The organism is Xanthobacter autotrophicus ATCC 700552 (genome assembly GCF_043194565.1).
Classification (GTDB): domain Bacteria; phylum Pseudomonadota; class Alphaproteobacteria; order Rhizobiales; family Xanthobacteraceae; genus Xanthobacter; species Xanthobacter autotrophicus_F.
In genome coordinates, this window is sequence record NZ_JBAFVS010000041.1 from 1 (window position 1) to 26,106 (window position 26,106).

Consider the following 26,106-nt stretch of genomic DNA (forward strand, 5'->3'; position numbering starts at 1 on the left):
GCAGACTGAAATGGAGAGGCGTTGTCTCCACAGCTTGTTGCTGAACAACAACAAGTTAGAGTCAGTACGTTAGACTCTAAGTTAATGGCGCGATTTCTCTTTTTCTTCCCGCGATTTAAGCCCGATTTTGGTTCCCGATAGCACGATCGTGCGGTTCCCGATGGCACGATATCCGGGGTTCCCGATAGCACGAGGGGATTCACAGCCTGTCCACAGGGCGCCGATGGCTCGAAGGCGAGCAGCAGGCGGCCGCCGATCTCCACTTCGAGAAACAGCAGGTAGCCCGGCAGCGGCTGGCGGCGGATGACGTCCCGAAGCTCGAAGGCGAAGCGCTTGAAGGGCGAGAGGCTACCGGACTTCTGGTGAAGGTGGCGCAGTTCGAAGCGCCAGCCGTCGCGCTGCCGCCCGCCGTGCTTGCGCACCAGGCGGTAGAGCCAGCGGTCGAGGCCGCCCGTCAGCGCGAAATAGGCCCGGTCGATGGTGAGGACGAGCGCATCGTCGAGCACGGCGCGATAGAACCAGTCGGGAACGATCAGCTCGATGCCCATGGGCCGGCCGGCGCCGTCGGTGCGCTCCTGCCATTCGTTGATCCAGGAGAAGCGGTGCCGGCGCCCTTCGGCGGTCTGGCGGATGGAGGTCGAGACGGTGGTGGACTGCAGCCGATCGAGCGCGGCCTTGAGGCGCTGGTAGTCGCGCAGCGACACCCCGCGGCGGATGAACGTCAGGATCTCGTATGGGGTCGCTGCCATCAGGCGCGAGGTGCGCAGGCCGGCGTCGCGGGCTTCGACGATCTGGCTCGCGGCCCAGATCAGGATGTCGGCATCCCAGATGGTGGCCATGCCATGGTCGGGCACGGCCTCGACCCGGATGGCGACATCACCGGCTGAGAAGTCGATGGGCGCGATGCGATGCGACTTGGCGAGGGAGAAGAAGGGATAGGCCATGAGATCCTGCGCATCGCGGGGCGCGAAGTCGCCGGGACGGGCGTGGAACAGGTTGAGCTGCCCACGTTCGGGGGAGGGACGGTGGTGCGCCGGCATCGGGAAGCCGCCGCCGGATCAGCGGGCGTAGCGGCCGGCAGAAGCCGGCGGCGCAGGCTCGTGGCGTTTGGCCGGCAGCACGGTGCCTCGCGGGTCGGAGGTGGAGGTGACGGCGCCGCGCTCGGCCCAGGCCTTGAGGTCGTCCACCGCATAGACGACGCGCCCGCCCAGCTTGCGGTAGGCGGGGCCGGTTCCGTAGGTGCGGTGCTTCTCCAGGGTGCGGGCGGAGAGGGAGAGGAATTCCGCGGCTTCCTTGGTGCGCAGGTAGCGCGGAGGAAGAATGGCGAGATCGGGTCGCATGGATCGGGTCTCCGTGAGGGTCGCTCAGACCGCTGGGGGAGGGCGGTCGGTGACGGTCACGATGGCGAAGCGAGACTGGCGAGTTGCAGTGGGATTTTGGGGGGACCTGAATTCCCACACCGGCGAGGACGTCCGATCGAGCTAGGATCGGCGACGATGACGAAGCAGCTTGCGATAGCCGCCGGCGATCATGGCGCGGGCACCGCGCAGCAGGCCCATGACGGCGTGGCGGGCCGAAGAGGCCTGCCATTCGTCGCGGGTGAGCCGGCCGCTGTCGAGGACGACCTCGGCGATCTCCTTCTGGGTCGCGCCAGTGCGGTGGCCATCTGCGGCCTGCAGCATGCGGCGGGCCCGGGCCAATTGCTGCGGCGTCAGGCGGGTGTCAGGAGGCACGTTGCGGCCATGCAACGAGGCGAGGAGCCGGGCGACGGCTTCGAGGCGATCGAAGCCCTCAAGGCCGAGCGGCACGACGGCCGCAAGCGGCCGACCCGGCGCTGCGTCGGGCGGAAGGACGAGGTGGAGGCGCTGGCCGTTGGCCAGGTCGCGCAGATGGTGAAGCCCGTCATCGGCACGGACGAGATCCGAGCCGTTCAGCAGCGAGAGCATGTCGCTGGAGGAACGGAAGGCCGGCGGCGCCAGGGTGAGGATGACGCTGCTGGTATCTTCCTCTGGCAGCCAGAAGATGTCCGCGTCGGTTGCCCTATGCGCCGGATCGACCGGGAAATCGCAGTCCCCACTTTCGCGCTGCACCTTCCGTCAGCGCTGGAGCAGGATGTTCGGCCTGGCTGAACGCGGCGTAGCTGCTCTGGTAGTCTTCGTTGCGCCTTAGCCATTCCCATCCGATGTCGGGGGCGGTCAGCGTGTCGACATAGTCGTAGGTGGATTGTGATCGCCAGCGGGACGTGTCCAGGGACATGGCATTCTCCGACCGTCAGTCTGGGGCAGACTCAGCCGAATACAATTCTCGCGTGTGCGACGATGGGGAAGCCCCGGATTGCGCAACAGGTGTTGCCCTCAGCGCATCACGAGGGTGGGTCGCGAGGGCCCTCGCGGACGAGCAGGCGGTAACCGTCCGTGGTCATCCAACGGGCGCGGGCGAGATGGCTGTCATGGACGCGGCGGGCCCGCTCGGGCTCATGATCCGGGTCGAGGCCGAACAATACCGGGACCACCTCGCGCCAGTCCGCCCCGTCTGTCGCGGCGTCCAGGAGGCGCAGATAGAGCTTCATGTGTGTGCGGTCGTAGTCGGTGAGCGTCGAACTCTCCGGTGGTTCGTCGAGAAAGGTCGGCTCTTCCATTGTGCCCCCTGGTCATTTTTTGGCAGCAGCGTTGCTCAGGGGTAATTCCGCGGCGCGCCAATTTTCTCATGCAACTCAAAAACACAATACGCGCCAATCAGCTTCCGGATCAGCAGTCACCCTGTCCTGTCACGAACCAGGAGCACCCCCACGCCCTGGCCGGAGTTCAGGAACACGATGCCTTCTCGCTCGAACGCCCGCCGAACCTGATCACGCGTCGTCTCGTACACGTCGAGTCCGCTCTCGGATTCGAGGCGCTTCAACGCAGTCAGCGATACCCGGGCCTTCTCGGCGAGCGTTTCCTGTGTCCAGCCCAGCAACGCACGCGCGGCCCGCGATTGTCGGGCGGTGATCATGAAGATCACCTCCCATTCGGGCCGATGCGCGCGCCAGAACTACGGCTATTTTAGTCGTAGTTGGTGTGGCCGGCTAGTCGGATTAGCGCGTTGCATAGGGATCGGCCCGTGCGCTGGCGTTGGTATTGGTAGGACGAGCCCCGCCCGGAGCGGCCGGGCGGGGCATCTCGCGGGGCCTCAGTCTGCGCTGCGGCGTCCGTTGGGGCGGGACCAGATGAGGCTGTAGCCCTCGGCATCCTCGTCCTCGAAGAGGTTGGCGTAGATGGGGGCGTTGAAGCTCGGGTCGTCGAGCTTGAGGCCCAGATAGTCCCGGCCCTCGTTGGAGCGCTTGGCCCAGGCCGCCCCGATCTCGGCGCGGCCGACGAAGACCCGGTGGCTGGGGGCGTTCTCGCCGGTGGCCCGGACCTCGGGGACGATGCGCACGCCCCGCGCCTGGACCGAAAGAGTGACGATCTCGCCGCTGAACTCGTTCGCGCCGGTCTTCTTGAAGGTGCCGATGGTCGCCATGTTACGTCTCCTGATTTCTGTCCCGAGCCCGCACCATGCGGCCTCGATGGGGATCAAAGGGCCGGAGGCGATCGACGCCGCACCCCGCCGGGGTCCCCGCTGCGCTTGCGCAACGGGGTGGCTCTGGGGCCGCAGCGCCAGCGAAGGATAGCAGCCAGGCGACTTTCTTGGTTCTCGCGAGGAATGGGGGATCCGGGGTCCCCGCGCGGCGTGCCGTGTGGGGTGGTCGCCCAGGGGAAGAAAGTCGATCGGCGCCATTGCGGCACAGGCGATCGAGGCGCAGCCGGCGTCTGGCCAGATCCACCCATCGCAGAGGCCGCTTCGGTGCGCTCGGACCGACAGGGATCGATCAAGGAGACGTGGCGAGGCTGTACCGCCCCAAGATCGGCGTGATGCTCACGGGATCGGCTGCTCACCCAGGTCCGGGCACGGCTTGCATCGTCCCCGGTGTCCCCGCCGACCCGGGGGTTCGAGCCCTCTCGAGGTCCCCGGACGATCGAACGGGACTGCTTCCGGACAACGCGTCGACGGGCCGGTTACCGGGCGGAGCCGGCTTAGAGCCGAGCTTGAATGCCTCGTCGTTGCCCGACGCTGTGGGGATGACGGCAGAGCCGAAGCTGCCTTATGCCCGCCGATCTAGCCGAGAAAGAGGATCAGGCCCTGGTGATGCCCCGCCCGGGCGGTTCGGACGGGATCAGTGCCGTCAACCGCACGAATGCCACGATGCCCACGGCGACCGCGCCCACACCTGAGAAGACGAACTGCCAGGCCTCCGACGGCAGGGTGTGCTTGACGATGCCATGGGTGGCGGCGTAGCCGGCGATGACAGCAGGGGCGACGAAGGCGAGCACGACGACGAGCTTCAGCCACAGCGGCCGCACGAGGGCGAGTAGCAGTTGGCCGGTAGTGAATGTCGCACCGGCGGCGACCAGGCCGACGATGACGGCGCCGAGCCAGCCTGCGCCGGTGCCATGGGCCCAGGTGCCGGCGGCCAGCCCTAGGAAGAACGGCAGGGCAAAGACGGCGAGCGTGAACAGCAGCCAGCACAAAACGCCGATGACCGCGAGCGACCCGAGGATGGAGAGGACGATCATGGTGGTGGTCTCCCGTGCAAAAGAGCTGACGGTTGCGCCTTCCACCACCACCGCGGCGCAGCCGGAATGATAGCCGAGATCGCGCAGGTGCGGGAGCGGAGATCGTCGCGATCCCCGCTCACCGTGGCTCGCCCGATCAAGGGGTGAAGGGGTCGATCTCGCACAGGATCGCGGTGGCATCGCCATCGAACTCATTGGCGGGCGTGACCGAGAGGCTGCCGTCGCCAGCTTCGAAGATGACGATGGCGACCATCAGCGTGGCGGCGAGGCTGAAGGCGAAGGCGTGAGCATCGTTGAGGGACATGGTCCGGCTCCTGTTCCGAGCGGAGGGCCATCCCCCGCTGACAGGCGCCCGACGTGTCGAGCCGAGAGCCGCAGTCACCGCGAAGGCGTCAGCCGATGCGGCGGCACGCACCGCGTTGCCGACCCCTTGTGGGTTGATGGCCCGAGGCGATCGGTCCGACCAAGGATCAGCGCCCGAAATGCGGGGTGGACCTGCGCGGACAGCGAGGCGTATCCGGACGACGCGGTTCAAAGCCCGGGCTTTGCTCGCTACAATAGGGGGCTCGAGGCCGACACGGCGATGGGGCCCTTGGCCGACCACATGGTGACGAGAGGCATGACCTACGAGGAGTTCAACGCCTTCTGCGCGAGGTTGCCGGCCACGACCCATGTGGTGCAGTGGGGCGGAGCGCACGTCTGGAAGGTCGGCGGTAAGGTCTTCGCCATCGGCGGATGGCAGGACGACGAGGCCAGCTTCACCTTCAAGGTCAGCGACATCTCCTATGAGGTGCTCCAGGCGCAGCCGGGCCTGCGCCCGGCCCCCTATCTCGCCTCACGTGGCCTGAAGTGGATCCAGCACCACGCGAAGCCAGGCCTGACGGATGCGGAGCTATGCGACTACATCCGGCAGTCGCACGCCATCGTCTCGCGGGGCCTCTCGAAAAAGATGCGCGCCGAGCTGGGGCTTCCATCGGCATAGAGGTGACGTCGCAGCGCGCGGCGGCGTGCGCAGACATTGGCGGAAGGTTGGAGAATGGTGACGCTCATGCGCTACCGAACCGCCAGATCGGGATGCCGAGGGTCTTCGCCTTGTCGGCGAGGTTCTGCTGGATGCCGGTGCCTGGGAACACCATGACGCCGATGGGCAGCACCATGAGCATCTGGTCGTTGCGCTTGAAGGGTGCGGCGCGGCCGTGCCTGGTCCAGTCGGGGGCGAAGCCAATCTGCGGCACCTTGCGGTGATCGGCCCAGCGAGCGGCGATCTTCTCGGCCCCCTTCGGCGACTTGCCGTGCATCAGCACCATGTCGGGGTGCTTGGCGTGCACCTTGTCGAGGGCGTCCCAGATGAGCCGGTGGTCGTTGAAGTCGAGCCCGCCGGTGAAGACAACCTTTGGACCCGGCGGCAGGAGCACCTCCTGTTCGGCGCGCTTCCTCGCCATCAGGAAGTCGCGGCTGTCGATCATCGCCGCCGTCATGGCCTTGTGATTGACCATCGACCCGGTGCGCGGACGCCACGGTGTGCCGCTGTGCCGTTCGTAGCGCTCGGCGGCCTGATCGCGCATCAGTTCGAAGGCGTCGCGGCGTTCGATCAACATCTGCCCCTCGGCGGTGAGCTGTTCCAGCTCGACGGATCTGACCTCGCTGCCGTCCTGTTCCTTCTGGGACCGGCGCTGGCCCTGCTCATTGTCGTCGAGGGCGCGTTCGATCCGACCGATGGCGCGGTGGAAAACGTTGACCGTCGACCAGAGGAGGTCGTCGAGGTCGGGCTCGAGGCGGGTGTCACTGAACGTGGCGATCAGGGCGTCGAAGATGTCGGCGACGGCGCCGGCGAGATGGTTGTCTTCGGGCAGGGGCCGGGGGTCGTGCTCGTCCGTAAAGGGCCGGTAGCCGTAGAGCTGGAGTTCGGTCAGGACCTGGTCGGTGGGGGAAGCGGCGTGGTGCGGTTCGTCGTGCTCGCTCATGGGAGGTTCCATCGGTTGGACCGCGCCCGTCGCGGCCTTCATGGCGCCGGAAGCCCACGGGCGGGACGGACTGGCAGTCCGAGCGAAGCGAGGGCCTTGATGGCCAAGGCCGGCGATTTTGTTTCGCGATGGAAAGCGCGGGCTTGCCCGCGCGCCGGAAAATCGCCGGCCGCCGCCATTGCCGGGCCGGCGCGTTTGTGGGCTCGATCGCCCTCTGGAAGGCCGAGGCGCGGTCCTCTCCGGCGGTGGGCGCATCCGAGCGACGCCGGTCGGCGGGGCATCCGCATTCCCGTTCCGGCTATGCCGCGAGAGCCAGGAAGCGCCCGATATCATGTGTCGCGAGCTGCGCCCGCGTTTCTGCCCGCAGCGCATCCATGCCGAGCATACGGAGATCCTCGTTGAAGTCCCCGAGCCGAGGTGACAGCGTGATTGCCTCGATCCCGGCTGCGTTCGCCCGTTCGACCAGGCTGTTTCGTGCCGCGTCGCCTGCCGGATCGTTGTCGCGCACGATGTAGAGCCGTCGCAGCGTGTCGGGGAACCGGATGGCGGCGAGGTGTGCCGCAGAGAGCGCTGCCGCCATCGCCATGTCGGGCAGGGCGCATCGCAACGACAACACGGTCTCGATGCCTTCGCCGGCCGCCATCACTTCGCCCGGCGCACCGAAGCGGACGGCGTGGCCGAGCAGGTCGCCCATGGCCCGTCGGGGGGTGTCGATCGGCGCCTTGCCGAGGGTAGCCTCGCTGAAGCCGCGGGGATCGAGCCAGGTCCGATGCGCACCGGTGAGGGTGCCGTCGAGATCGGTGACGGCGGCGATCATCGCCGGCCAGGTTTCGGTGGGCGCATGCTCGTCGGGCCGATAGTAGCAGCGCGGGTGAAAGCGCAGGGAACCGGTTCCGTGCAGAAACGTAATGCCGCGGTTGTGTAGATACGTCTCTACGAGAGTGCCCAAAATCGGCTGCGCCATGGCGAAGAGACGCCGCGATGCCTCGGGTGATCCGCTCGGTATGGGAGCGACGCCCCGTTTCAGTGTGGTCGGGTCCGGATGCGGCAAGGCGAGGAAGCGCCGGGCCTCCTCGGCGACGTCCTTGAAGTCGACGAGGCCCAGCGCTTCGCGGATGACATCGAGCAGGTCGCCATGCTCAGCGGTGGCGCCGTCGGTCCACTTGCCGGCCGGCCCTTTCGGAGCGTCCCTGAGACGCACGAACATGGAGCGGCCGGGCGCATTGCGCACGTCACCCACCTGCCAGTAGTTCCCATGTCGTCGGCCATTGGAGAGATAGTGGCGGCACACCGCTTCCGCGCGCTCGGCGAGACGGCGCGCCAGATCATGGGGCAATTGCGCCATGATGGCCCTCCATAAGAAAAGGCCCACCGTCGCCGGTGGGCCAGTCGCGCTGATCGTCGGTGCTATTCAGCGGCAGAGGGGACGGGAGCGTCCGAGGCTTCGTCAGTGTCGTCGAAGCCGTTGGCTTCGACCACGGCCGTTTCGCCGTCGTTTTCCACCGTTTCCTCGACGACGGCGTCCGGCGCCGTCGCCTCCCCGGTCTCGGGGCCTTTCATGCCGGCCGTGCGCAGCGGCTCGGGCAGCCAGCCGGTGTCCGCGAGCAGGGTCTCCGCCTCGGTGGCCATGTCGCCCTTCTTGAGGGGGGCGATCCGCTCGGCGGCGCGCTGGCCCTTCGCCTCCGTGACCGCCTGGAGGATGCGGGCCTTGGTCACGCGGCCGAGGAATGTGTCCACCGTCGGGCGCCAACCGGCCGCCGCCATGTCGAGGTCGACAGCCTGGGCCAGCCGGTCGGCATGGGCGAGCGCGCGGGGCCGGCGGTTCCCGGCCTCTTGCACGGCATTGACCGAAAGGCTCACGACATGGGCGAAGAGGGCGGACCGGCTATCGGCGTCCCAGCCTTCCAGGGTGCCCCACAGCTCTGCGGTCTCCTTCGGCAAGGCCTTGGCCCAGCTTTCATGCCGCATCCGGATTGCCTCGGCGGCGGCACTGTCGTTCAGGCCCGGCGCCTGCGTGCCGAAGCTGACGCTCTTGAGCTCCAGCTCCAGGCAGCTGTCCAGGCCGTAGGGATAGAAGGCCTTGAGAGTCAAAGCGTGGAGCGCCGCGAGGAAGGCCACGTCCGGCTGCTCGCCGAGCGCCTGGCGTAGGCCGAGGGTGCGATGGGCGGTGAGCTCCGTCATCAGCCGGTCCGAGATCGGCGACAGGCCGTCGTCCTCATCCGGTTCCGGCGCCTGGGCATCGGCGGACCCGGTGTCGTCGACGTCGTGGACCGACGACGCCGCGGCCACCTCGCCGATGTCCGCGGCGTCGGGGTCCGCCTCGACCGGCCGTTCGTCCTCCGGCCGGACGTAGCCGCGCTCGATCCGCAGGCGGCCCTCAGGACCGATGCTGACGAACGCGCCGGCGCGGGCGACACCGGCAGGGTCAAAGGCGAGCGGCCGGTCGTCCATCTCCTCCAGAGCCGCCTCAAGCTCGCCCAGGCGCGCGTCGACCTCGTCGGGCAGCTCATCGGCATCCTGGTATTCCTCGGACAGGCGGTTGACCTCCGCCTGCACCGCATCGCGCTCCGCCTGCTCCTCGGCGGTCACGGGCACCGGATCGCCGCGCAGCTGGCGCAGGCCGAAAGTGTGGCCGTAGGCGAAGTCAGGGGCGACCTCGATCCATTTCCAGCCCTCGGTGGCGACCGCCCCAGCTTCTGCTTTCAGCTTGTCGGACACCATCCGGTCGACGAGGGCCACATCCTGCAGCCAGCCGCCGTCGTCGCCCTGGAACAGGTCGCGCAGCACCGTGCCGCCGGCCTCCACATAGGTGTCGACGCCGATGAACCGCGCCCGCTTGTCGCAGGCGCGCACGGCGCCCTCGGTGAGCATGCGTCGGATGACATAAGGCTGCTTGTCGGAGGCCTGTTGCAGCCGATCGAACACCTGCTCCTGGCGCTCATGATCGCCCGACACGGTGAAGGCCATGAGCTGGTCCAGTGTCATGCCGTCCTCGGCATAGGCGTCGAGCAGCCTCTGTGAGACCGAGGCGAGCTTCAGCCGCTGCTTCACCACGCCCACCGAGACGAAGAAGGCGGCCGCGATCTCCTCCTCGGACTGGCCCTTCTCACGGAGTGCCAGGAAGGCACGGAACTGGTCGAGCGGGTGCAGCGGCGCGCGCTGGACGTTCTCGGCCAGCGAGTCCTCCTCGGCGATGCCCCCCTTGCGCACGACGCAGGGCACCGGCGCGGTCCTGGCGAGGCGCTTGCGCTTCACCAACAGTTCCAGCGCCCGGTAGCGCCGGCCGCCGGCGGGGATCTCGAATAGGCCAGTCTCGACACCGTCGGCATCGACGACGGCGCGGACATTGAGGCCCTGCAGCAGGCCGCGCCGGGCGATGTCCTCGGCCAGTTCCTCGATCGAGACGCCGGCCTTCACGTGCCGGACGTTCGCCTGGCTGAGCATCAGCTTGTTGAAGGGGATGTCGCGCGAGGGCGACAGGGTGATCTTGGCGACGATAGCCATCGATATGGTCTCCGCGACGGGCGGCCGGAGAACCTCTCTCTCAGCATCGCGTCCGTCACGAAGCGCAGCGCCGCCCTCTGCCTCTGAGGACGGCGCCGCAAAACCGGCGATCCGGAAAGCCGGGACCACACGGAGCCGGAGACACGGCAATCCGCATCTCCGGCTTTCCGGGTCTCAGGCAGCCCGATCGAGCAGTTTCTTCGCCCGGGCTTCCAGGTCGAGGCGGGCATCCTGGTGGGGCTTGTCCCGCGCGACGGCGGTGATGCCCTGCACGAAGTCGAAGACGCTCTCGGGTGGACGACCTTCCTCGGCGAGCACCGTCTCGATGATCCTGGTCGTCTCGGCCTTGGAGAAGCCGCGCTTGCGCAGGAACGCGCTGCGATCCTCATCCGAGCGGGCCACGATCTTCTCCCGCGCCGCCTTGATGCCGTTGACGAAGGGGAGGGGGGAGGAGTTGGCAAAGCGGGTGAGAGCAGGCGCTGCCTCATGGGCGAAGCGCGAGGCGGCGTATTTGGAGTGGCGGATGGTGATCTCCTCGAAATCCTCCACGCCCCACAGATTGCGGTTCTGGCACACGGCACGCAGATAGAAGCTCGCCATGCCCAGCGTCCTCGCCCCGACTTCCGAGTTCCAGCAATAGAAGCCCCGGAAATAGAGGTCGGGTGAGCCGTCCGGCAGGCGGCCGGCCTCGATGGGGTTGAGGTCGTCCACCAGGAACAGGAACACATCCCGATCCGAGGCGTAGAGGGTCGTCGTATCCTTGGTGATGTCGACCCGGGGATTGTAGATGCCGGTGGACCAGTCGAGCACCCCCGGCACCTTCCAGCGGGTGTCGCCGGTGCCATCGCCGGCGATCCGCTGCACGGCGGCGACCAACTCGTGGTCAAAGATGCGGCCATAGTCGGGACCGGTGACGGCGCGCAGTTCCACCCGGCCGTCCTCGATCTCCAGCGTCTTCACCTGCTCGGCGCGATGGGAGGTGAGACCATATTGCAGATTGATGCCGGCGAGCGGTGCCGGGAGCTGGCGCAAATAGGCCGCCGGGGCGCCGACCAGGCTCGCGAGCTGGCCGAAGCTCCAGTGGGTCGGGGCGACGGGGGCGTCCGAGCCCGGCAGCACCAGCGTCAGGCGCTCGGCGTTCTCTCGGCTCGCCTCGACGCGGATCGCCGCGCTTTCCACCGTCCGGGTCCGGCTGTGCTCGGTCCGGCCGCGGACGGACGCGAACAGTTCCGACAGGGACAGGTAGCGCTCATCCTCCGGCCGGGAGAACCACTCCGAGGACACGCGGCCGATCCGCTCGCCCCGGCTCACATCCACCTTGTAACCGCCCGCACCAGCGGGCGTCGCGTCCAGAATCTCCACCTGAGTCATGGGTCGTCTCCATGACGGGCGCCGGGAGCCTCTCTCCCAGCCCACAACCCGTCGCGGAAATCTCGACCGAACTCTCACTCTAAAGGGGACGTTGCGGGGGGCTCCCCGCATGAAGGGGGGTCGACAACGAAGTGCCGGCCAGGGGGAAGGCTTTCCTCCTCCAGCATTCCTCAAGGATTGTGGTGTTTCCGCATTTCCTCGTCGGCGATGGCCTGAACGACCTTCATGTCCATTTCCGCGACAGGCGACAATCGCGCGACTTCGGACGCCACCTTGGCCCAATGCCAGAAACCGGACCTGTCTCCCTGAGCCCGTCTGCGCGCGGCCAAGCGCTGCGCTTCGTAGTAGGAAAGGCGTCCGTGTCTCTCGATCATCACCCGCGCATCCTGCTGCCAGAGGCGGCGGATCTGCCTGCGTTTCTCGATCCAACCGGTAAGGGCGCGGAACATTCAGCCTCGTTTTCCTACCTGGGTCGGGAACACGCACAAGGCGCGTTAGATCTGGATGCACCGCCTGAGCACGGGCATCAGCGGAAACTGGCGGGCTATCGGCGCCCATCCGATGCCAGGACAGCAGGATCGTGGCTCCACGGCACTTGTGCAACACCCCGCTGCACAATTTTCGGGTCGGGCCGGCGTCGCCGGGTTCGTGGCCCACCGCTCGATGAAATCAGCCTCTCTGCTTCATGGTCATGTCGAGCGGCGCGATCGGGTTCGATGATCGGCCGGGAACCTTGATATTTCCGGCCATTGGCCGTACAAATTCGAGAAATGGCTGAAGAAGCAAAGAGGCCAGCTACTGGCCGTGTCCGGGGCGAACGCCTCGAGACGCGCGTAACCGCTGACCAAAAGCGCCTGATCGAACATGCCGCTGCCCTGCAAGGCCGCACCGTGACGGATTTCGTGCTGACGAGCGTACAGGACGCGGCCCGGCGCGCCATCGAGGAACATCAATATCTGGAGCTTTCGGTGCGGGACAGCCAGGCGTTCATCGAGGCATTGATTGAACCACAGCCGGTCAACGAGCGACTGCATGACACTGTTCGCCGCTTTCGCGAGAGAACGGGCGTCTGACGCGTGGGGCAAGAAGCGGATGACGTCCTGCGTGTCGAGGTTCTCGGCGCGCAACATGACCGATCGGGGTTCAAAAGTGGTGTCGAGCCGCTCGACCGATATTTCCAGATGCAAGCTGGACAGGACGCCCGCAAGAAGATGGCGGCGCCTTTTGTCCTCCTGCTGAAGGACGGAAGCATCGCCGGATACTACACGCTCTCGTTGACGGCGGTACGGCTTCCGGAACTGGCGGCGGCCGTTGTTCGCAAGCTGCCGCGCTACCCGTTGATCCCGGCAACATTGCTGGGTCGCCTCGCAGTCGGTCAGCGCTACCAGGGAAGAGGTTACGGTCGGTTCCTCCTAGCGGACGCACTCTGCCGCGCCGTGCGCAGCGAGATCGCGTCCTTTGCGGTGAGCGTGGACGCCAAGGACGAGGGCGCGAAGCGCTTCTATGAGCGTGAAAGCTTTTTGCCGTTTCCGGATCAGCCGCTGAAGTTGTTCCGGCCAATGTCGAATATCGAAGCAATGTTTAAATGAGGTCGATGTTCGTGGCGGATTCCAATGGAGAAGAGCCTCAGAAACTGACGTTCAGCTTTCTGAGGGGCGCCGAGGGTGATCCTGGTGTGCTTGAATGGCCATGAGATCAAACTCCATGACGGGCGTCGAGAGCCTTTCTCTCGACACGCAATCCGTCATGGAAATCCCGTCCACTCTCTCACTCTCGGGGGGCGTTGCGGTGCCCCCCGCAGAAGGGGTCGGACGAGACCTTGGCTCGGCCGTAGGGGAATGCCTTCCCCTCCTATCCATATCTGTATTGCGGAAATCAGGATTTCAGGGTGCCAATGCGGCTTTGCCGCGACTCTTCCCAAGACGAACGTCGTAGGGCCGCCTCACTTCTTCGAATACACAGCGTCGCATGTCGCCGAGCTTGCGTCCTGATAGGCATTCAGAACTTAGTTGATCGAAGCAATTGCAGCGCTTTCTCAAGCCCTTCCTTACTCTGGGCGGCGACCTCGATTGGTCGTGGGGCGACGGTATCACCGATGGATCGTAAATGAGAATTTCCGGTTGTCAGCCAGAGATTGCGACGCTCATCATCTTTGATCGCCGTTTCCGCAGCTGTGCGCAGCTTTCTCTTCCTTTCCTCCTGTTGGGCTACTACGCGCGCCTGACGGTCCTCTTCGGCTTGGCGTCGCGTCTCTATAGCTCGCTGCTCGTCGGCCGTCTTGCGAGCTAAGTCGTCTGCGATACGTTGTTGACGTCGCTCTTCTGCTTGTCGCTGCAGTTCTTCGTGTCGGCGTATGCGCTCCGCTTCGGCTAACTCCTCGCGTCGGCGCTCCTCCTCGCGCTCCTCTTGACGTTTGGCACGTTTCGCATCGAGCAGCGCGTCCCAGGCAGCGGCGTCAGGCGACGGCTGCTTTACCCATCGGGTCGATGCGCCCCAACCTTTGCCGGGCAATGGCAAGCGATAGCGGAAATGCTCGTCACGACCAGGCCAAGCGTGGAGTGCTTCGTCGTGGGAAATCAAGGGGGGAGGGGCTTGCTCTCCGCAAGTGGGGCACTTCTGATCGATGCGCTTTGGTCGGAAGTATACATTATCACCGTCATCGACCAATGGCCCCAAGGGAAGCCCAATCTTCCTCGATAGAGCCGCGGCGGCCGACAGGATCGGCTCGTACCAACGCCACTCGTCGTGCACGACCTTGACGGGAAGCATGCGCGGCCGTCGAGGATGCCCGATTAGAAGATGGGTGATCCTGAGGAAGCGCGTTTCGCAGTCTGGACATTCTTCCGGGTAATGCACGAAGGCACCCGGCACGACCTCGGTGTGTTCCTTGCCTTGCCAGGTTTTGTTGCCTTCGAGGATTGGACGGAGCTGATGTGCGAGCGAGTTGGATAGATCGTCTGGTGCGAGCTGAAAACTTGACGATTGGTAGCCGCGAAGATGTGGGGCATTCATGCGCAACTGAAGGATCGCGCCCGCAAATTGGTCTGCGCCGACCTGCTTGCCGTCAACAGGGCGAAAGACCGTCGGCAAAAGCGACGGGCCCAGTTCGCAGAGCAGGATTTGTTGCCTCTTGCTCTCGCGTTGCAGCTCGAAGCAAGCAGGAATGGTCCCCTGTAAATTGATATCGTACATCCATCCAGGAATGGTGCGGATGAGCCGAGCGAGTTCATTTGCCATTCTTACTTGGCGTTCAACGGCGCCGAGCAGATTCCTGACTGCCCCGCCCACACTCTCCATCTGTTCGTGGATCGAGGCACCGTGGACGGGAGCTTGCAAGCCGTCGCCAAAATCGTTGACGTGGTTATTCAGGCCCTTTAGCCAGAATGCCGAAACCTCTGAAGCTTCGAACCTGTCGTTGCGTGCCCCGGTTTGCCGTCTTGCCTGAGCGGAAAGCTGAACTTCAATCGCGATCTTGATGCTACCACGCACGGCTAGAACATCGGCGCGCCAGCCATTCCCCGAGACCTCAACGTCGGCCTGCCATCCTCCCAGCGACTGAACTGCTCTTGCCGCGGCTGCCTTCAGGGACTCGTGTTCATCGGACTCGCCGCTGGAAGGGCAACGATCATAGCCGGATTTGTGCGCAAAATACCGCAGGTCGAGCCGACTGTGGCTGGCATAAGCGGGAGCATCGCAACAGGACATACGTAACCGGCCTCCCGACCCCTTTGAGGCTCGCTGGGCGTGTGCCCAATCTTCCTCGGAACACAGGACGGAAATTACTTCGCGGTCATCGAGCTTGGCCTTCAGTGGCATTCCGGCTTCCGGTTGTTGGCGCATGCACGTGCGATGGGATCGACTTCAAGTGTTGCCAGCTCATGTGGACTACCGACGGTTTGGGTCTTAAACCCTCGTGTCGGGAGATCATGTCCACAGGCCTACCTTGTGTTGAATTCCTGATACGTCGAATAGGCGCGCATCCCTTTAGCGGCATTCGACTTTGCAATGGTCGTTCGTTTGATCCGCTGCTGAAGATAATCGCAAACTGAATCGAACTTCTCGATTGGCAATAGTCGCCAGGATGCGCCAAAATTGCTCTCAATGTTCTTGTATATTGCGCCGTGGTTAAATTTTGAGGTGCGCATTCGGTCTGCGCCAGCAAATTTATTGTATTGATCAAATAGATATTTTACGTAACGCGTGGCTTCCTGATCGGAGCCGATCGTCCCGGGCGGCGCATTGATACTGAGTGAGTGATGAGTGTTGCGTATGGTGACTTGGTGCGCCTGGATGGCCCCCGGGCTGTTGATAGCGATATTGCCGTTGTTCCGGCTGATCGTGATCCGATTGAGATCGTTCAAGAGGATCTTCGCGAATATGAGATCGGTAGGCTGCTCAGCTCGGCCGGCGACGCTTTCATGAATGGCCTTGATGTTGCGCAGAACATCGACCGAATAGATATTCGGCTCCTCATCGACGACCTTATGGTGATGTCTGCACAATAGGAGGAGATTGCCAAAGCCGTTCCGGTCTTTGTCCGGTTGTGAAGGATCATAGCGAGGACCTCCCGGGCTGCGGGCGGCGATATGGCAGATTTCGCCAGTGACGGGGCCAGCGGCTTCGACGATCGGCAAGGCGCACCCAGGGAATGCGCAAATGTTTCCGGAAAGAGCGAATAGCCGCTTTGTCGTCTTATCCGTAGGTGTCGCCATTCACGCTCCTTTGGCCGCTTTGGCGGCCCGCGCCAGAAAGTTCCGCTTCGATATAATGATCCCCCCGCTGCAGGAAGACAAAGGGCACGCGTGCAGGGAACGGCATTCCCCAGAAAACGCAGAGCCCGCACTCAGATTGTCAGGATTGGCGTCTTTCCGCCTTTCCGGTCCTCACTCATCCGACGGTCCTTCACGCGAATCGAGTTCCGAAAAGTCGGTCAGCGTGTCACACCCGATGCGATAGTACATTTGCGACGCTTCCTGAAAATGCAGGGCGCACAGGCATCCGCAAGAGGGGCAGCACTCGTCGATTGCCAGATCAGCCCACTCCCACACGCCGAGATGTTCGGGAATGGCATCGCGATCATATCCAACAACTTGGAAGGCGTCGGCGTTCTTCATGAGGAACCCATCGCGGCCGGCGCGCTGAAGGATAGGAAGGATGTCGGCCGGCTCGATCGTGAACCACGCACCGCGCACGTGGGTCGAGCCGAAGTTCTGGTGAAGGTGCCGTTCAAGCTGAAACGCGTCGGCCGCTTCGATCCATCCGAGCAGGCGCAGCTCCAGCGGATTGCCGGTCTGGAGGTTGCGTTTGCGCGCCTCGATGTTCTTCGCCTCCCTGATTTTGATCGGAGAGCATCCGTTTTCATCCTCGCCAATAAAATTGATCGGCACGTGACACTCCCGAGGCCGTCAGCGGACACCGTCGCACGGGCGTCAGGTGGCCGTGGTTCCGCTGACGGAGGGCACTTTGCGCCTGGCCGGTATCGAGATTGCACTCGTCGGCAGTCGCGGCGAGGTCATGGACGCGAAGGCGGCGGAGGCCGTCAAGCGAACGGTGTGAAGGAACGGCATATGAGAAGGGTGCCAACGGTCGGGGAGACCCACACTGGCGACGTGATCGACGGACTGGAGATCGGAAATCTCGGGCTGTGCCGTGCCGAGGAGCATCGCGCGCGGGCCGCCTAAAGCTCTAGCCGCGCTGGGCAGAAATCGCGGAATATGCAATCTCAGGTAACGGGGAGAATCGCGAAGCTGGGCAGGGCGCGTCGCGGTTCGGTCCTGTGCGGCGCGCTACGAACAACAATCAAGTGGGTCCGGCACGAAATGTTCGGGTAGGTGACTGCCGCTATCGGTCAAACAAAAGTATAACGCGTATAATGGTCTGCAGATGCTGTTACCGGAAACCGGGGTTGGGGGGCGTTGGCAGTGCATATTGAGTTTTTAGAGATCGCCAATTTCAGGAAGTTATTGTCGACGCGGGTTGACCTTTCAACCACGACCACACTTTTCGTTGGAGCAAACAACAGCGGCAAGACGTCGGCGATGCTTGCGCTACGGCGCTTCCTGTCGCCGCGCCGCTGCCCGTTCGAGATGCACGATTTCACGTTGTGTCATTGGCCTACGATCATCGCCTTGGGCGCGGCGTGGATAGCTGCGCGGAACGCGGAGGAAATCGTCGACCTGGTCGTTGATCCCTGGGTTAGCGCCTTGCCGACTTTGGACCTATGGCTGCACGTCGAAGCGGGGGAGATGCACCACGTTCGCGACCTTATCCCGACTTTGGATTGGGAGGGGGGAAGACTTGGCGTCCGGCTGCGCTACGAGCCGAAGGACCTTGCGCTTTTGTACAAGGAGTACATGGGTGCGGTGAGCGATGCCGAGACGATGAGGGTGGCAGCCATCGCGGCCGCTGCGGCAGAGAATCCCGACGCTGATCCGCCTGCTACGCCGCCCAAGCTGACAATCTGGCCCGAGAATCTGATCGATTTCCTGAGCAAGCGTTTGTCGACGCACTTCACCATTCGGGCCTATTCATTGGATCCGGGTCAGCTTGTCGCTCCTGCAAAATCTCTGGCGCGTCCGCAGGTCCTTCCGGGCGGTTCTCGGCCGATCGATGGCGACCCGCTGAGCGGCTTGATCCGCGTTCATGACATACCGGCGCAGAGGGGCTTCGGTGAGGAGCAGCAGGCCGCGGAGGATGATGATGCTCCCGCGGCGGCGAGCGGCAATCGGCTATCCGACCAGCTCAGAAGCTACTACTCCAAGCACCTCGACCCGACGAAGGGACCTGATCCGAAGGACCTCGGCGCGTTGCAGGCGATAGAAGCTGCCCAGGACGCGTTCGACAAGCGGCTGACCGAGAGTTTCAAGGCAGCGTTCACCGAGGTCGAAGGTATGGGATACCCTGGCGTGACCGATCCGCGCCCGCGCGTTTCGACGCGCTTGAAAGCTATCGACGGTCTCAACCACAATGCGGCGATCAGCTTCGAGGTGGACGTCATTGCCGAGGACGGCGCGACGACGCCCGTGTTGCGGTTGCCCGAGGCAAATAACGGCCTCGGCTATCAAAACCTGATCTCGATGATATTCCGGTTGATGAGCTTTCGTGACGCCTGGATGCGCGTCGGGAAGGCGTCAACCGGCGCGACGGTGACCACGACCGAGCCTCTCCATCTCGTCCTGGTCGAGGAACCGGAAGCGCATTTGCACGCGCAGGTCCAGCAAGTCTTCATCAAGAAGGCGTATGCGGTGTTGCGTGCGCACGAGGACCTCGGTGACAGCCAAAAGCTGCGCACCCAGTTGGTTGTTAGCACCCACTCGAGCCATGTTGCGCATGAGACGTCGTTCTCATGCCTGCGCTATTTTCGCCGGCTGCCTGCGGGTATGGTCGCGAAAGTACCGGTCTCCACTGTTATCAATCTGTCGGAGGTTTTTGGTCCGGGCAGCGAAACCGAGCGTTTCGTGACCCGATATCTTCGGGCCCAGCACGCGGATCTGTTCTTCGCCGACGCGGCCATTTTGGTGGAGGGACCGGCGGAACGCATGCTCGTCCCGAATTTCATCCGAGCGCACTACGACGAGCTCAACCAGTGCTACATCACCCTGCTTGAGATCGGAGGAAGCCACGCGCATCGTCTCAAGCCCTTGATTGATCACCTCGGCTTGCTGACTCTGATCATCACTGACCTGGATACGCTGGATAAAACGGGCGGCGCCTCCGTCCAACCCGCAAAAGGCGCTGGTCAGAAAACTAACAATGCGACGCTGAAGACATGGGTGCCAAAGCTCGACGACGTCGATGAGCTGATGCGAGCTGATGGTGCGACGAAGACGCTGCATGAGGACGACGACCCGCTATTCGCTGTGCGGGCCGCGTATCAGATCCCGTTGGGTTTGACGTCCCCGGGTATTGTCGGGCCGGAGGTCGCAAATCCGTATACGTTTGAGGACGCGCTGGCGTTCGAGAACCTCAGCTTCTTCGCCGAACTTGATGGGACCGGCCTGGTCCGTAAGTTTCGCGATGCGATCGTGGATGGTGGCGGGGCGGCCGCGATCGGCGAGAAGATGTACCTCGCTCTCAAGAACGGCAAGAAGGCCGAGTTTGCGCTTGACGTGATGGAGGTTGAGAACTTCGACACCATCGTCGTGCCGCGCTATATCGCCGAGGGACTTGAGTGGCTACTCGCGCAGCTCAAGAAAAAGCAGGTTGAGATTCTGCCCCTGGTTAAGGAGGAGCCGCCCCCGGAGGAAGTCGAGGTTAACCCGCCGGTCGCAGAGGATGTCGTCGCCGAAATCGAAGGGGTCGACGCATGAGCGCGGTTGACGACAAATTTGATTCCGAAGCCGACGAGGCGATCCTCGCCTGCTTGAACATTGAGAAGCCAAGGAGCTTCTTTCTCTACGCTGGCGCCGGATCAGGCAAGACCCGGTCGCTCGTCGAGGCGATCCGGACGGTGTGTAAGGAGCAGGGCAGGCGGTTGTCGCTATCTGGTCAGAAGATCGGGGTGATTACCTACACCAACGCCGCCTGCGACGAGATCAAGCAACGGCTCGAGTTCGATCCTCGCGTAGAGGTGTCGACCATTCACGCGTTCGCGTGGTCTCTGATTGCCGGCTACGACGGTGATATTCGGGGGTGGCTGTCGACCCGGCTCCTTGTGGATATCGCAGAGCTGGAGGAAGCACAGGCGAAGGGTCGAGCAAACAGCAAAGCCGCGTCGGACCGCGCTCGCTCGATAGAAAGCAAGCGGCGTCGCCGCGAGAACCTCGCCGAAATTACGCGATTCGTTTACAGCCCCACGGGCGACAACCGCACGCGGGACTCTCTGAGCCACGCAGAGGTCATCGCAATGACCGCCGATTTTCTCGGCGCGAAGCCTGGTTTGCGCCGGCTGCTAGTGACCCGCTTCCCAATCCTGCTTATCGACGAGAGCCAGGATACCAGCCGGAGGCTCATGGACGCGCTGCTCAATGTCGAGGCGGGATACCGCGAGGCCTTTTGCCTGGGGCTTTTCGGCGACACGATGCAGCGCATCTACGCCGACGGTAAGGAGCGTTTAGCGGAGGCGATCCCGCAGGCCTGGGCCAGGCCGCGGAAGCGGATGAACCATCGTTGCCCCACACGGGTCATCACGCTCATCAACAAAATTAGACGGGATGAGGATGGCGAGGAACAGCAGCCACGCAGCGATGCTGGAGAGGGCGTTGTTCGGCTGTTCGTCGTCTCGCAGGCGATAGCCGACAAGAGCGCGGCCGAGGCCACCGTCGCTGCACGAATGGCGGAGCTCACCGGCGATCCGAGTTGGGCGGAGGGAGCCGAAGCGATCAAGACGCTGGCGCTGGAGCACCTGATGTCCGCGCGCCGGTTTGGCTTCGAACAATTCTTCGAGCCTCTCTACGCGGTCGAGCGCATCCGCACGAGCTTCCTGCAAGGGACGGGCGCGGGCATCGGACTTTTCACCCGCGAGATATTGCCGCTGGTCGCGGCCTTGCGCGCGGGAGATCGATTTGCCGTCGCCGCAGTCGTTCGGCGCACGTCTCCGCTCCTTGAGCGCAAAGCGCTTGAAGCTGCCGGCGAGAAGCAGGTCGACATTCTCAGCAAGGTCAAGGTTGCCTGCGATGGCCTGCTGGCCCTGGTGAACAAGGATGAGAAGCCGACCGCGCGCTCGGTTTTGCGCTATGTCGCCGAAACTAACCTCTTCACGATCCCCGAGGTGCTGGTTCCGTTTTCCGCCGCCGATGCCGTCGTCGCGGAAGGCGAGATTGACGCAGACGGCGATGCCGGCGACCAGGAAGAGGAAGTCGATGTCAAAAGCGAGTTGGGCGGTTGGCGGTTGGCACTTGAGGCGCCCTTCGACCAGATCGAGCGATATGATCGCTACGTTCGTGGCGTCTCGCAGTTCGACACGCACCAGGGGGTAAAAGGGCTGGAATTTCCAAGGGTAATGGTTGTCGTTAGCGACGATGAAGCCCGGGGTTTCATGTTCGCCTATGACAAGCTTTTCGCCACGAAGGCGAAGAGTAAGACCGATCTTGAGAATGAAGCGGCCGGGAAGGAGACGACCATCGATCGGACGCGGCGACTATTTTATGTGACCTGCAGCCGCGCCGAGCAAAGCCTTGCCGTTGTTTACTACACTGCTGATCCGACGCTGGCGCGCGACGCGATGGTTCGGCAGGAGTGGTTCGAGCCCGGCGAGATAGAACTAATCGCCTGAACGGTTCCGTCGGCTTCGACGTTTCTGAGCCGACCCTAGGGCTGGTGTTCCTTCCACTGCCGATGCTGCTCGCGCAGTGCAGCCTCGATGGCGGCGAGCCGGGCGTTGTAATCCAGTCCATTCGGGCTTTTGGCGGCGACCTCGCCGGAGGCGATAACGAGGCGCCACGCGCCGTACTCATGAAAGGGGTTGAGTCCGATGACGTTGCCGAGCGCGACGTCGCTGGGTTCCGGCGCGGACAACAGCTTGGCGAACGCTGCGATCGCAGCGTTCATGTCCCAATCCGAGACGAATAGCACCAGCGCGCATAGCGCAAGCAATGCCGTTGGTGCGCCTTTCCATCGATAGATTTCAGGCAGCCGCTTGCCGAAATCGATGCCGCCATTCGCGGCGAAGAAGATGCAAAGCGAGATCGCGGCTTCGTAGTAGGGCTGGAGCTTGGTGACGTCGAACACCTCGCGCCCATGATATTTCTGAGCGAGTTCGCTCGCTTGCCGCCACGCCGCGTCCTCGAACGGTAGCAATCCGCCCTTCACCAGTTCGAACAGATGAAAATGCTCCTCGGTGAACTGCTTTTTTGCGGCGGCTTTCCAGTCGAAGGCGGGCATCTCCGCCTGGGATGGGTGGTGACGTTGCCCCTCCTGGCTAATCCAGTTTGAAGTTCGTTCTGGCCCAATGAGAGGACCAGAACATGAGGCGCAGCCGCTTCACCGAGGAGCAGATCATCGGGATCCTGAAGGAGCACGAGGCCGGGGTGCCGGTCTCGGACCTGTGTCGCAAGCACGGGGTCAGTGACGCCAGCATCTACAAGTGGAAGGCGCGTTTCGGCGGGATGGACGTATCGGAGGCCAAGCGGCTGCGGGCGCTCGAGGATGAGAACGCCAAGCTCAAGCGCATGCTCGCCGACGCCATGCTGGACAACGTCGCGCTGAAGGATCTCCTGGGAAAGAAGTGGTGACGTCCGCTGCCGAGCGCAGGGCTGTCGCCCACCTCATGGAAGCCCATGGGATGAGCGAACGGCGGGCGTGTAAAGCCACCGGCTTCTGCCGCATGACCATGAGATACGAAGCCACGCGCGGGAATGACGCCTCGCTGCGTGAGCGGATGAAGGCCATCGCCGGGGAGCGACGGCGGTTCGGCTATCGCCGTCTCCACGTCCTGCTCAGGCGGGAGGGCTTCCGGGTCAACCACAAGCGGCTGTTCCGGCTCTATCGTGAGGAACGGCTGATGGTCCGCCGGCGAGGCGGTCGCAAGCGGGCGATCGGGACACGGGCGCCGATGATGATCCCGATGCGACCGAACGAGCGCTGGTCACTCGACTTCGTCGCCGACCAGATGACCGACGGCCGTCGCTTCCGGATGCTGGCCATCGTGGACGACTGCACCCGTGAGTGCCTGGCGCTGGTGGCGGACACGTCGCTGTCCGGGGTCAGGGTCGCTCGCGAACTCGACAGGCTTCTGGCAGAGCGCGGCCGGCCCAAGATGATCGTCAGCGATAATGGCAGCGAGTTCACCTCCAATGCCATTCTGGCCTGGACCGACGCGGCTCGGGTCGAATGGCACTACATCGCGCCCGGCAAGCCGATGCAGAATGGCTTCATCGAGAGCTTCAACGGCCGCCTGCGGGACGAGCTGTTGAACGAGACGCTGTTCTCCAGCCTGTCCCAGGCCAGGGCCGCCCTCGCCCGATGGCAGGTCGATTACAACACCGACCGGCCGCACTCGAAGCTCGGATGGCAGACGCCAAGCGCCTTCGCCTCGACGTTCCACCCGCGGCGGGATCAGACGCTCCGCAACATGAACGGCTCCGCGTCTGCTCCCGCCGCTCCACACGCCCGAGAAGGCAAACCCAATGACGTGCTCCCCGTTTTTTAGGCCAGTTTGAGCTGGAATTTTCCACTTATGATCCCCGGCTCGGGGACGAGGAGAATTCCATGAAGGCGTCGAAGTTTACGGAGGCGCAGATCGCGTTCGTGCTGAAGCAGGCGGAAGACGGAACACCCGTGGCTGAGGTGTGCCGGAAGGCCGGGATATCGGACGCGACGTTCTACAACTGGCGCAAGAAGTATGCGGGGCTGATGCCTTCGGAGATGCGGCGTCTGCGCCAGCTCGAGGATGAGAACGCCAAGCTGAAGCGGATCGTGGCCGACCTGTCGCTCGACAAGGCGATGTTGCAGGACGTGCTGTCAAAAAAGCTCTGAGGCCTGCGCGCAAGCGCGCGCTTGTGGACAGGCTGCGGGGGAACTGGAAGGTGTCGGCCAGGCGTGCCTGTGCCACCCTGGCGGTTGATCGCGCGCTCTATGCCTACAAGTCGAAGCGCGGCACGCAGGCCGAGCTGAGCCAGCGGATCAAGGAGATCTGCGAGACGCGCGTGCGGTATGGCTATCGCCGGGTGCACATCCTGTTGCGTCGGGAGGGCTGGGCGGTCAATCCGAAGCGGATCTATCGTCTTTACAAAGACTTGGGCCTTCAGTTGCGGAACAAGGTGCCCAAACGCCGGGTGAAGGCGAAGCTGCGGGACGACCGCCGTCCGGCGACGCGGAGCAACGAGACCTGGGCGATGGATTTCGTCCACGACCAGCTCGCCACCGGCCGCAAGATCCGGGTTTTGACCATCGTCGACACCTTCACGCGGTTCTCGCCCGCGGTGGATCCGCGGTTCAGCTATCGGGGCGAGGATGTCGTTCTGACCCTGGAGAGGATCTGCCGCAGCGTGGGCTATCCGCAGAGCATCCGGGTGGATCAGGGATCGGAGTTCATCAGTCGGGATCTCGACCTGTGGGCCTATCAGAAGGGCGTGGTGCTCGACTTTTCACGGCCCGGCAAGCCGACGGACAACGGCTTCATCGAGTCCTTCAACGGCAAGCTCCGGGCCGAATGCCTGAACACGCACTGGTTCATGAGCCTTGACGACGCGCGGGCGAAAATGGAGGCTTGGCGTAGAGACTATAACGAGGTCCGTCCGCACAGCGCGATCGGCAACAAGCCGCCGATCGCGCTCATGAATGGCTCTCCGGCATCCCCGCCGGAATGAGCCCTGACCCCGGAAAATTCCAGCTCCGGCTGGCCTAGAAACGGGTAGCGCTTCACCAACCGCCAGAACGAACTCACCGCTGGATAGAAGTTGGGGGCAACGTCAGTGGAATTGCCAGCGCTGGTGGTGGGGATGGCGCTGAAGTGCATGGGCCCAAGAGATAGCCTCCAACGGCATCGATACCGTGAAGCGGGTGGCGGATTTGAGATCGAAGAACCACTGCCGCATGTCCCGGATACGACGTTGGTCAAATATGCCTTGCTCGATGCCCTTGCATACCAGGAGCCGTATGGCTCTTGTTTCAGCGTTTTTTTCCGATCCGAAGTCGAGGAGGCTATCTTGGGTCGAACGAGTTTCGTCGTTCCCGTGGAATTCGCAGAATGGATGGTGGGCGTCGCCGCCATTCGGATCGACAAACCTGAAGTGGGCTTGCCGGAGGACTGCCTTGGATGCTCGCGACTTTGCGGGCCGTACGATGTGAGCGCCGAATTTACCGCAGGATGAGCATTGAACGTCTGCGCGGATCGCATCGCCGAACATGCTGAGAAGTTCGGCCCCGTCGCGGTCTTGCGTCGGCTGTGTGCCGGTCATCAGGATCGCGAGTTGGTCGACATCGAGTTCGCGCTCGAACCTCACGGAAAATGCAGTTGCTGGCATTTGCTCCCCAAGCGTATTGATCGTTATGCGTCGGACCAGAGATCGGACGACGCGGCAATCCACTAAATATCAGTATTGCTGTTCGAATCGGCGTCAGTGACGATTTCAAGCAATCCTTCTGCCGCCATCAAGTATATTGCAAGATTCAGCGCCTCGTTTTCCGCGTCGGTAAACGCTGCTGATTTATGCTGAGCGCTAAGATCAACGCTCAATTCCTCAACGTGGCGGATGATCATGTAAATGTGGAGGGCGTAGGATCGTCTTGCGAGCCCTTCTTCGGTCTCCGGGAAATAGCGGGTCATGTTTGTCGGGCCGGGCAGGCCGTCCAGTTCACCGTCCCACGCGGTCGCGCTTTGGACGATGTCGTGCCGGGACGCATGGGCAGCCGCAGAAAGGTCTCCATAGAGACGGCGGAGCGATTGCTCGAGGGCTGCGACATTCGGGGAGCCGCTGGGCTTTCGCCGGTTTGCACCAACCGCCTTGAGCTGGGCGAGGATCTCGAGCTCCTGGCGCAGCAGCGCGTGGGCCTGTAGATAGCGGGCCTCGGCGATGGCGCGCTCACAGGGCTCAAGGCCGATGATGAAGGCAGCAAACAGCGCATCGCGCTCGAAGGCAGTCTGATCGCCTTCAACTACGGCGCCATTGATCCGCAAGATGCCGCTTGCGAGGACGCAGGTCACGATCATGTGGGCATCGATCAGCCGACCATATGCGGCCATCGACTTGGCCCTGGCCTGTTCTCCAAAAACCTTCTGGACGGCATACAGG

28 protein-coding genes are annotated in these 26,106 nt (G+C 63.6%); 8 read left to right on the plus strand and 20 right to left on the minus strand.

Annotation, left to right across the window (positions count from 1 at the left end; translation table 11 throughout):
• The 9 genes from V5F48_RS24005 to V5F48_RS24045 all read right to left on the minus strand — a co-directional run.
• On the minus strand, positions 1–1,040 hold a 1,040-nt coding region (locus tag V5F48_RS24005; RefSeq protein ID WP_394260509.1), incomplete at its 3' end, for a replication initiator protein A.
• A gap of 18 nt (positions 1,041–1,058) precedes the next feature.
• Positions 1,059–1,340 carry a helix-turn-helix transcriptional regulator gene (locus tag V5F48_RS24010; RefSeq protein WP_394054024.1) on the minus strand — a complete coding sequence of 94 codons (282 nt, stop codon included), beginning with the start codon at positions 1,338–1,340 and terminating at the stop codon, positions 1,059–1,061.
• 141 nt (positions 1,341–1,481) lie between these two features.
• Positions 1,482–2,090: a DUF2285 domain-containing protein gene (locus V5F48_RS24015; RefSeq protein WP_394260510.1), complete on the minus strand. Its 609-nt coding sequence runs from the start codon at positions 2,088–2,090 to the stop codon at positions 1,482–1,484.
• Positions 2,041–2,256 (minus strand): transcriptional regulator domain-containing protein, encoded by a 216-nt coding sequence (locus V5F48_RS24020; RefSeq protein WP_250166572.1) that lies wholly within the window; start codon positions 2,254–2,256, stop codon positions 2,041–2,043. The genes V5F48_RS24015 and V5F48_RS24020 overlap by 50 nt, the downstream gene beginning before the upstream one ends.
• A 106-nt stretch (positions 2,257–2,362) precedes the next feature.
• The gene (locus V5F48_RS24025; RefSeq protein ID WP_394260511.1) at positions 2,363–2,638 is read right to left on the minus strand and encodes a DNA -binding domain-containing protein; all 276 of its coding nucleotides are present in this window, start codon (positions 2,636–2,638) and stop codon (positions 2,363–2,365) included.
• A gap of 116 nt (positions 2,639–2,754) precedes the next feature.
• Positions 2,755–2,994, minus strand: a complete 240-nt coding sequence (locus V5F48_RS24030) for a helix-turn-helix domain-containing protein (RefSeq protein ID WP_393993872.1) — start codon at positions 2,992–2,994, stop codon at positions 2,755–2,757.
• A 177-nt stretch (positions 2,995–3,171) separates the two neighbouring features.
• The gene (locus V5F48_RS24035) at positions 3,172–3,501 is read right to left on the minus strand and encodes a DUF736 domain-containing protein (RefSeq protein ID WP_393993871.1); all 330 of its coding nucleotides are present in this window, start codon (positions 3,499–3,501) and stop codon (positions 3,172–3,174) included.
• A gap of 653 nt (positions 3,502–4,154) precedes the next feature.
• Entirely contained in the window at positions 4,155–4,595 is a 441-nt protein-coding gene (locus tag V5F48_RS24040; protein ID WP_394260512.1) for a hypothetical protein, read from the minus strand.
• Positions 4,596–4,731: 136 nt separating this feature from the next.
• Positions 4,732–4,899: a hypothetical protein gene (locus tag V5F48_RS24045; RefSeq protein WP_394260513.1), complete on the minus strand. Its 168-nt coding sequence runs from the start codon at positions 4,897–4,899 to the stop codon at positions 4,732–4,734.
• Between the two features lie 315 nt (positions 4,900–5,214).
• Between V5F48_RS24045 and V5F48_RS24050 the strand changes: the two genes are divergently transcribed.
• Positions 5,215–5,577, plus strand: a complete 363-nt coding sequence (locus V5F48_RS24050; protein ID WP_394260514.1) for an MmcQ/YjbR family DNA-binding protein — start codon at positions 5,215–5,217, stop codon at positions 5,575–5,577.
• Between the two features lie 64 nt (positions 5,578–5,641).
• Here V5F48_RS24050 and V5F48_RS24055 read toward each other — a convergent pair whose 3' ends face one another.
• The 5 genes from V5F48_RS24055 to V5F48_RS24075 form a co-directional block, all read right to left on the minus strand.
• Positions 5,642–6,601 (minus strand): DUF2493 domain-containing protein, encoded by a 960-nt coding sequence (locus V5F48_RS24055; protein ID WP_394260515.1) that lies wholly within the window; start codon positions 6,599–6,601, stop codon positions 5,642–5,644.
• A gap of 256 nt (positions 6,602–6,857) precedes the next feature.
• Positions 6,858–7,904: a DUF7146 domain-containing protein gene (locus V5F48_RS24060; protein WP_394260516.1), complete on the minus strand. Its 1,047-nt coding sequence runs from the start codon at positions 7,902–7,904 to the stop codon at positions 6,858–6,860.
• 62 nt (positions 7,905–7,966) lie between these two features.
• Positions 7,967–10,063: a ParB/RepB/Spo0J family partition protein gene (locus tag V5F48_RS24065; protein WP_394260517.1), complete on the minus strand. Its 2,097-nt coding sequence runs from the start codon at positions 10,061–10,063 to the stop codon at positions 7,967–7,969.
• Between the two features lie 174 nt (positions 10,064–10,237).
• Complete coding sequence (locus tag V5F48_RS24070; RefSeq protein WP_394260518.1) at positions 10,238–11,434, minus strand: DUF932 domain-containing protein; 1,197 nt, start codon at positions 11,432–11,434, stop codon at positions 10,238–10,240.
• Between the two features lie 170 nt (positions 11,435–11,604).
• Positions 11,605–11,883: a hypothetical protein gene (locus V5F48_RS24075; protein WP_394260519.1), complete on the minus strand. Its 279-nt coding sequence runs from the start codon at positions 11,881–11,883 to the stop codon at positions 11,605–11,607.
• Positions 11,884–12,204: 321 nt separating this feature from the next.
• Here V5F48_RS24075 and V5F48_RS24080 point away from each other — a divergent pair, with 321 nt between their 5' ends.
• Both V5F48_RS24080 and V5F48_RS24085 read left to right on the plus strand, forming a co-directional pair.
• Entirely contained in the window at positions 12,205–12,507 is a 303-nt protein-coding gene (locus tag V5F48_RS24080; RefSeq protein WP_394260520.1) for a type II toxin-antitoxin system TacA family antitoxin, read from the plus strand.
• 3 nt (positions 12,508–12,510) lie between these two features.
• Positions 12,511–13,023 carry a GNAT family N-acetyltransferase gene (locus V5F48_RS24085; RefSeq protein WP_394260521.1) on the plus strand — a complete coding sequence of 171 codons (513 nt, stop codon included), beginning with the start codon at positions 12,511–12,513 and terminating at the stop codon, positions 13,021–13,023.
• Positions 13,024–13,432: 409 nt separating this feature from the next.
• On the opposite strand, the gene V5F48_RS24090 is transcribed toward V5F48_RS24085, so the two are convergent.
• From V5F48_RS24090 to V5F48_RS24100, 3 genes are all read right to left on the minus strand, one after another.
• On the minus strand, positions 13,433–15,250 hold the full coding sequence (locus tag V5F48_RS24090) for a competence protein CoiA family protein (RefSeq protein ID WP_394260522.1): 1,818 nt from the start codon (positions 15,248–15,250) through the stop codon (positions 13,433–13,435).
• A 122-nt stretch (positions 15,251–15,372) separates the two neighbouring features.
• Complete coding sequence (locus V5F48_RS24095) at positions 15,373–16,146, minus strand: HNH endonuclease (RefSeq protein WP_394260523.1); 774 nt, start codon at positions 16,144–16,146, stop codon at positions 15,373–15,375.
• A 171-nt stretch (positions 16,147–16,317) separates the two neighbouring features.
• The gene (locus V5F48_RS24100) at positions 16,318–16,821 is read right to left on the minus strand and encodes a GIY-YIG nuclease family protein (protein WP_394260524.1); all 504 of its coding nucleotides are present in this window, start codon (positions 16,819–16,821) and stop codon (positions 16,318–16,320) included.
• A 46-nt stretch (positions 16,822–16,867) separates the two neighbouring features.
• Between V5F48_RS24100 and V5F48_RS24105 the strand changes: the two genes are divergently transcribed.
• The 3 genes from V5F48_RS24105 to V5F48_RS24115 all read left to right on the plus strand — a co-directional run bounded on the left by V5F48_RS24105 (position 16,868) and on the right by V5F48_RS24115 (position 21,647).
• Positions 16,868–16,990 carry a hypothetical protein gene (locus V5F48_RS24105; protein WP_394260525.1) on the plus strand — a complete coding sequence of 41 codons (123 nt, stop codon included), beginning with the start codon at positions 16,868–16,870 and terminating at the stop codon, positions 16,988–16,990.
• A gap of 365 nt (positions 16,991–17,355) precedes the next feature.
• Entirely contained in the window at positions 17,356–19,743 is a 2,388-nt protein-coding gene (locus tag V5F48_RS24110; RefSeq protein WP_394260532.1) for an AAA family ATPase, read from the plus strand.
• Positions 19,740–21,647: a UvrD-helicase domain-containing protein gene (locus V5F48_RS24115; protein ID WP_394260526.1), complete on the plus strand. Its 1,908-nt coding sequence runs from the start codon at positions 19,740–19,742 to the stop codon at positions 21,645–21,647. Before V5F48_RS24110 ends, V5F48_RS24115 begins: the two co-directional genes overlap by 4 nt.
• A gap of 35 nt (positions 21,648–21,682) precedes the next feature.
• Here the strand turns inward: V5F48_RS24115 and V5F48_RS24120 are convergent, their stop codons facing one another.
• The gene (locus V5F48_RS24120) at positions 21,683–22,255 is read right to left on the minus strand and encodes a hypothetical protein (protein ID WP_394260527.1); all 573 of its coding nucleotides are present in this window, start codon (positions 22,253–22,255) and stop codon (positions 21,683–21,685) included.
• Positions 22,256–22,338: 83 nt separating this feature from the next.
• Here V5F48_RS24120 and V5F48_RS24125 point away from each other — a divergent pair.
• Both V5F48_RS24125 and V5F48_RS24130 read left to right on the plus strand, forming a co-directional pair.
• A protein-coding gene (locus tag V5F48_RS24125) for an IS3 family transposase (RefSeq protein ID WP_394260528.1) occupies positions 22,339–23,522 on the plus strand; the annotation gives its coding sequence in 2 pieces (ribosomal slippage) (positions 22,339–22,596 and positions 22,599–23,522; 1,182 coding nt in all).
• 59 nt (positions 23,523–23,581) lie between these two features.
• Positions 23,582–24,681, plus strand: a protein-coding gene (locus V5F48_RS24130) for an IS3 family transposase (protein ID WP_394260529.1) whose coding sequence is annotated in 2 segments (ribosomal slippage) — positions 23,582–23,834 and positions 23,834–24,681 — 1,101 coding nt in all. Because the reading frame shifts where the segments join, the coding sequence is not laid out codon by codon here.
• Between the two features lie 102 nt (positions 24,682–24,783).
• On the opposite strand, the gene V5F48_RS24135 is transcribed toward V5F48_RS24130, so the two are convergent.
• The gene (locus V5F48_RS24135) at positions 24,784–25,338 is read right to left on the minus strand and encodes a hypothetical protein (RefSeq protein WP_394260530.1); all 555 of its coding nucleotides are present in this window, start codon (positions 25,336–25,338) and stop codon (positions 24,784–24,786) included.
• A gap of 62 nt (positions 25,339–25,400) precedes the next feature.
• The coding region (locus V5F48_RS24140; protein WP_394260531.1) for a hypothetical protein at positions 25,401–26,106 on the minus strand (706 nt) is incomplete at its 5' end.